Annotated in this window: 6 protein-coding genes (1 of these 6 running past the window's edge); all 6 read right to left on the reverse strand. The window is 33.2% G+C overall.

Going from position 1 to position 5,627, the window contains the following annotated elements:
- Positions 1 to 79: 79 nt before the first annotated feature.
- Tightly spaced (at most 11 nt apart), the 6 genes in view from trpB to B3R94_RS00030 form a layout consistent with a single transcriptional unit that may run on beyond the window.
- A complete protein-coding gene (gene trpB, locus B3R94_RS00005; protein WP_291097778.1) occupies positions 80 to 1,264 on the reverse strand; it encodes a tryptophan synthase subunit beta in 1,185 nt (394 codons plus the stop codon).
- An 11-nt stretch (positions 1,265 to 1,275) separates the two neighbouring features.
- Positions 1,276 to 1,947 carry a phosphoribosylanthranilate isomerase gene (locus B3R94_RS00010; protein ID WP_291097780.1) on the reverse strand — a complete coding sequence of 224 codons (672 nt, stop codon included), beginning with the start codon at positions 1,945 to 1,947 and terminating at the stop codon, positions 1,276 to 1,278.
- Positions 1,944 to 2,729 (reverse strand): indole-3-glycerol phosphate synthase TrpC, encoded by a 786-nt coding sequence (gene trpC / locus B3R94_RS00015; protein ID WP_291097783.1) that lies wholly within the window; start codon positions 2,727 to 2,729, stop codon positions 1,944 to 1,946. Before trpC ends, B3R94_RS00010 begins: the two co-directional genes overlap by 4 nt.
- The gene (gene trpD / locus B3R94_RS00020; RefSeq protein ID WP_125349947.1) at positions 2,726 to 3,712 is read right to left on the reverse strand and encodes an anthranilate phosphoribosyltransferase; all 987 of its coding nucleotides are present in this window, start codon (positions 3,710 to 3,712) and stop codon (positions 2,726 to 2,728) included. The genes trpC and trpD overlap by 4 nt, the downstream gene beginning before the upstream one ends.
- Positions 3,713 to 3,716: 4 nt before the next feature.
- Positions 3,717 to 4,280, reverse strand: coding sequence for an anthranilate synthase component II (locus B3R94_RS00025; protein ID WP_125349948.1), 564 nt, complete (start codon positions 4,278 to 4,280; stop codon positions 3,717 to 3,719).
- 3 nt (positions 4,281 to 4,283) lie between these two features.
- Positions 4,284 to 5,627: the 3' portion of an anthranilate synthase component I family protein gene (locus B3R94_RS00030; protein ID WP_291097786.1), read on the reverse strand. It continues 12 nt past the right edge of the window; only the last 1,344 of its 1,356 coding nucleotides appear in the window; its start codon lies beyond the right edge, outside the window; it ends in the stop codon at positions 4,284 to 4,286.

The raw sequence follows: 5,627 nt of genomic DNA on the forward strand, positions 1-5,627 counted from the left end.
CGGGCTACGCTACACCCCGATAGATTTCATTATCGTGGGTGCAAATGTAAGGTGATTTTTGAAAATTAACCAAATATTTTTAAGAATATTTTTCGGAAACTTTCATATATGTTTCTAAATCTTTATCTCCTCTTCCTGAAAGATTCAGAATCACAATGTCTTGCGGTTTAAAATTAATTTTTTCTAAAGCAGCTAAAGCGTGAGAAGATTCTAATGCAGGAATGATTCCTTCCTCTTTTGTCAACATAAAAGCAGCTTCCAAGGCTTCATCATCTGTTGCATTTAAGAATTCAGCACGTCCAGTTTTGAACAAATGCGCATGTAAAGGACCAACGCCAGGATAATCTAATCCAGCCGAAATTGAATAAGGTTCAACAATTTGTCCATCTTTATCTTGCATCAATAATGTTCGACTTCCGTGAATAATTCCTTCTGTTCCTTTGATAGTTGTAGCAGCAGTTTCTCCAGATTCTACGCCCAAACCAGCCGCTTCAACCGCGATTAATTTGACTGAATCATCATTTAAAAAATGATAAAAAGCTCCCGCAGCATTACTTCCACCACCAACACAAGCAATCACATAATCAGGGTTCTCTTTTCCATATTTCTCTTTCATTTGTGCTTTAATTTCTTCCGAAATAATCGCTTGAAATTTGGTTACCATTGCTGGATAAGGATGAGGCCCAACGACAGAACCAATGATGTAAAAAGTTTCAGGATTATTAATCCAATAACGAATCGCTTCATTTGTTGCATCTTTCAATGTTTTACTTCCCGAAGTTGCAGGAATCACCTCTGCTCCTAACATTTTCATTCGCGCAACATTTGGAGCTTGACGAGAAATATCAATTTCTCCCATAAAAACGATACATTCTAATCCCATCAACGCACAAACAGTAGCAGTAGCAACACCATGTTGTCCAGCACCAGTTTCGGCAATAATTTTGGTTTTACCCATTCGTTTCGCTAAAAGTGCCTGACCAATTGCATTGTTGATTTTATGCGCTCCTGTGTGATTCAAATCTTCTCGTTTTAAAAGAATATTGGCGTTATATTTTTTGGAAAGATTTGGTGCAAAATACAATGGACTTGGTCGACCAACGTAATCTTTTAATAACAAATTAAATTCATCTTTGAACTCTTTTGTATCTGCATATAGGGCTAAAGCTTCAGATAATTCTTCACAATTATGATGTAATAATTCTGGAATAAATGCTCCTCCAAATTCACCATAAAAACCTCTTTCGTCAACTTCGTATTTCATTTTGTTTATTTTTAATTTTGTTCAATTCGTCCATCAATTGTATCGATAAACTGTTTTACTTCGTCAGTTTTTTTTATTCCTGGTGCTGACTCAAAACCACTATTGATATCAAATCCAATACATTTCGGATGCTGAAAATTTTTCAAGATAAATGCATCTTCCAATGTTATTCCTCCACTTAATAAAAAGGGTGTTGATAACTGATAGTTTGTTAACAATTGCCAATCAAATTTTTTTCCTGTTCCGCCATAATCACTTGATTTTGTATCGAAAACAAAACTATCAACAACTTGTTGATAAGTGGTTAATTGTTGAAAATCTTCAATCGATTTTATACCAACAGCTTTCCAAATTTTAAAGTCTAAAAAGCTTTCATCAGTTAATAATCGTTGATGTTTTTGATTGATTAATTCTTCACAAAAGTCAGCTGTTTCATCACCATGTAATTGGACAACATCTAATTTATATTCTTCAACTTTTTCGAGAATTTTCTCGACTGATTCATTCACGAAAACGCCAACTTTTTCTGCATTCGGAAAAACTTCAAAAATAGATTCGTCTTCTACAAATCTTTTTGATTTTGGATAGAAAATAAAGCCTACATAATCGGGTTCGATTGCTGCAATTTCTTTAAAATTTTCGATGTTATTATTTCCGCAAACCTTTACTTGAAAACGTTTCATTTTGATTCTTTTACAAATTGCTCAAATGCTTGAGATGGATTATCTGCTTTCATAAAATTTTCACCAATTAAAAATGCCTGAAATCCAGCTTGTCTTAATTCTTTTACTGTTTTAGGATCAGAAATTCCACTTTCCGCAACTTTAATTAAATCGGTTGGTAATTGTTTCAAGATTTGTTTTGATTTTTCAATATCAACTTCGAAATTTTTCAAATTACGATTGTTAATTCCAATCAAATCAATGAATTCATTTACCTTTTCTAATTGATCTTCTGAATGTAATTCCAATAAAACTTCTAATCCAATTCCCTTAGCAGTTTTAGCTAAATGATACACTTCATCTTTCGTCAAACATTCTGCAATTAATAACATCAAATCTGCACCAATCGCTTTTGTTTCGTACACTTGAAATTCATCAACAATAAAATCTTTACGCAAAACAGGAATATTCAACACTTCTTTTGCTTGTTTTAAATCATCAAAACTTCCGCCAAAAAATTGCTCATCTGTTAAAACAGAAACGACAGAAGCACCAAACTTTTCGTAACCGGAAACAACTTCTTTTACATTTGCGTCTTTGTTAATAAAACCTTTCGATGGTGATTTTCGCTTAAATTCTGCAATAATTCCAGATTTTAATTTATCTAAAATTGAAGCTTTTGTAGATTTAACAGGAAGCAAAAAATTTTCTGAATTTCTAAAACTTTCTATTGATTGAGTTTTCTGTTTTTCTAAAATTTCAATACGTTTTTGCGCGACAATTTCGTCTAATATCGTTTTCATGGTTTCATTAATTTTTGGAATACATTCAATGCTTTTTTACTGTCTAAACTTTCGTTCGCAATTGCTACACATTCGATTAAATCTTTGGTTGGATAAATTGTTTTAAGCGCTAAAGCAGCATTTGCTAAAACAACTTCTTTTTGTGCTTTAGTTGAATTTCCTTCTAAAACGCTCAAAAATATTTTTGAATTTTCTTCGATTGATTTTCCTCCTTTTATCTCATCAGGTTGAAGAATATTTAAACCAAAATCTTTACTTTCTAAAACAAATTCCCCCGAATTATTGAACACTTTTGTAGGCGATGTCAACGAAACTTCATCATAACCAGCCAACGCAGTCGAAATCGAATATTTCACGCCCGAATTTTGCATCACATAATGATATAATCGAGCAGTTTTGACATCATATGTTCCTAAATTTTGAAATTCTGGTTGAACAGGATTCACCAAAGGCCCCATTAAATTGAAAAATGTTTTTATCGCCAAACCTTTTCTAATCGGAGCAACTTTCGCTAAAGCCGGATGAAAGAGTGGCGCATGTAAAAATGTAATTCCAACTTCTTCGAACTCACGTTTTAATTTATCTTGATTAACAGAAAATTCGTAACCAAAATTATCCAACATATTCGAAGAACCGCTTACAGACGACGTTCCGTAATTTCCTTGTTTAATAATTTTCTCTCCAGCTCCAGCCAAGACAAAACAACTCAATGTCGAAATATTAAAAGTGTCTTTTCCGTCACCGCCCGTTCCTACAACATCAATCGCTTGCTTTGGTAAATTAACTTTGATGCATAAATCTAACAACGCTCGACGATATCCTTTTAATTCTTCCAACGTAATGTTACGCATATTAAAAATGGTCATAAATGAAGCTAATTCGACAGCCGAATATTTTTCTTCCGAAATTTCCACCATAATTTGATAGGCTTCATTTTCGCTCAAAGTATAATTTTCGAATAATAAATTTAATAATTTTTTCATCGTTTTAAGCTTCTAACCAATTCTTAATCATCTCATCTCCAAGTGGTGTTAAAATAGATTCTGGATGAAACTGAACACCGCGAACATCATACGTTTTGTGACGTAAAGCCATCACTTCTCCTTTTGGACCAACTGCTGTAATTTCTAATTCTTCAGGAAAATCTTCATTTGAAACTACCCAAGAATGGTAACGTCCAACTTCTAATTTTTTTGGTAAATTTTGGAATAACACTTCGTCTTTTATTACTTCAATTTTAGATTCAACTCCGTGAAAAACTTCTTGTGTATTTAATAATTTCCCTCCAAAAACTTCTCCAATTGCTTGTTGTCCTAAACAAACGCCAAAAATAGATTTTGTTGAAGCATATTTCTCGATGATTGGTTTCAATAAATTGGCTTCATCAGGAACTCCTGGACCTGGAGAAAGTAATATTTTATCATAATTATTCACATCTTCCAAAGTAATTCCATCATTGCGAACAACGGTAATATCATCGGCGAATTTCTTTAATGAATGCACTAAATTATAGGTGAACGAATCGTAATTATCGATAACTAAAATTTTCATAGTTTATAGGTTTTGAGCGATTTCTATTGAGCGACGAAGCGCTCCTAATTTATGATTGACTTCTTGTAATTCATTTTCTTCGACCGATTTGGAAACAACTCCAGCACCAGCCTGAAAATATAAGGTATTTTGTTTGCTGACGAACGTACGAATCGCAATCGCCATGTTGATGTCACCGTTGAATCCTAAATATCCAATTCCGCCACCATAAACGCCACGATTTTGATTTTCGTAACCGTCTAATAATTCCATTGCTTTGAATTTTGGTGCGCCAGAAAGTGTTCCAGCCGGAAAAGAGTCTGCAAAAACTTTCATCGTATTTACGCTTGGATCCAATTGAGCAGTTACTTTTGAAACCATGTGAATCACATGCGAGAAATACTGAATTTCTTTGTATTGTGCGACTTTTACATCAGCAGAATTTCGACTTAAATCATTGCGAGCCAAATCGACCAACATCACATGCTCTTCATTTTCTTTTGGGTCAGCAATTAATTTTTCGGTCAATTCTTTGTCCAAAGTTGGACTTCCAGTTCTGCGAACTGTTCCTGCAATAGGATGAATTTCTGCATGATTATTATTAATGATAATTTGCGCTTCTGGTGAAGATCCGAAGATTTTATAATTTCCGTAATCGAAATAAAACAAATAGGGCGAAGGATTTACAGAGCGTAAAATGCGGTAAACATTAAATTCGTCACCCGAAAATTTTTGTTTGAATTGACGAGAAGGAACAATTTGGAAAACATCTCCACGGAAACAAGATTGTTTACATTTTGTCACCATTTCTTTGAATTCATCATCTGTTAAATTCGATTGAATTTCACTTTCTACATTAAATGGATATTCAACAATTGATTTGTTATGAACAACACTTTTAATTTCAGAAAATTTAGAATCTATTTCATCATTTTGAAATTCGATGAATTGAATTTCATTGTGAAAATGATTGAACACCACAATATTTTGATAGAACGAATACGAAAATTCTGGAATCGTTGCTTCGTTTCCTTTTGCTGAAAATTTTACTGTTTCAAAATGTGGAATCGCATCCCACGCAATGTATCCAAATAAACCATTTACAAGTAAATCTTCTCCATTTTGAATCATAAACTGACTTGTAAATTTTTTGAATTTCTCTGTCAATTCTTGACCATTCAACGCATATTCTTTTGTTTCTCCATTCGCATACGTTTCATTCACAATTCCGTTTGTAACCTTAAAAGTTGCGATCGGATTTAGACAAATAAAAGAGTTAGCATCTGTCTTAGAATGATAGTCAGAACTCTCTAATAATAAGGCATTCGGATAAATATCTCGCAATTTCAAATAAAGCTGAACAGGAGT

This window comes from Empedobacter sp. UBA7611 (genome assembly GCF_002484365.1).
Classification (GTDB): domain Bacteria; phylum Bacteroidota; class Bacteroidia; order Flavobacteriales; family Weeksellaceae; genus Empedobacter; species Empedobacter falsenii_B.

Bases quoted from the DNA above. Each gene is read 5' to 3' on its own strand.
- trpB (WP_291097778.1), bottom strand. From the start codon at position 1,264: ATGAAATACGAAGTTGACGAAAGAGGTTTTTATGGTGAATTTGGAGGA.
- B3R94_RS00010 (WP_291097780.1), bottom strand. From the start codon at position 1,947: ATGAAACGTTTTCAAGTAAAGGTTTGCGGAAATAATAACATCGAAAAT.
- trpC (WP_291097783.1), bottom strand. From the start codon at position 2,729: ATGAAAACGATATTAGACGAAATTGTCGCGCAAAAACGTATTGAAATT.
- trpD (WP_125349947.1), bottom strand. From the start codon at position 3,712: ATGAAAAAATTATTAAATTTATTATTCGAAAATTATACTTTGAGCGAA.
- B3R94_RS00025 (WP_125349948.1), bottom strand. From the start codon at position 4,280: ATGAAAATTTTAGTTATCGATAATTACGATTCGTTCACCTATAATTTA.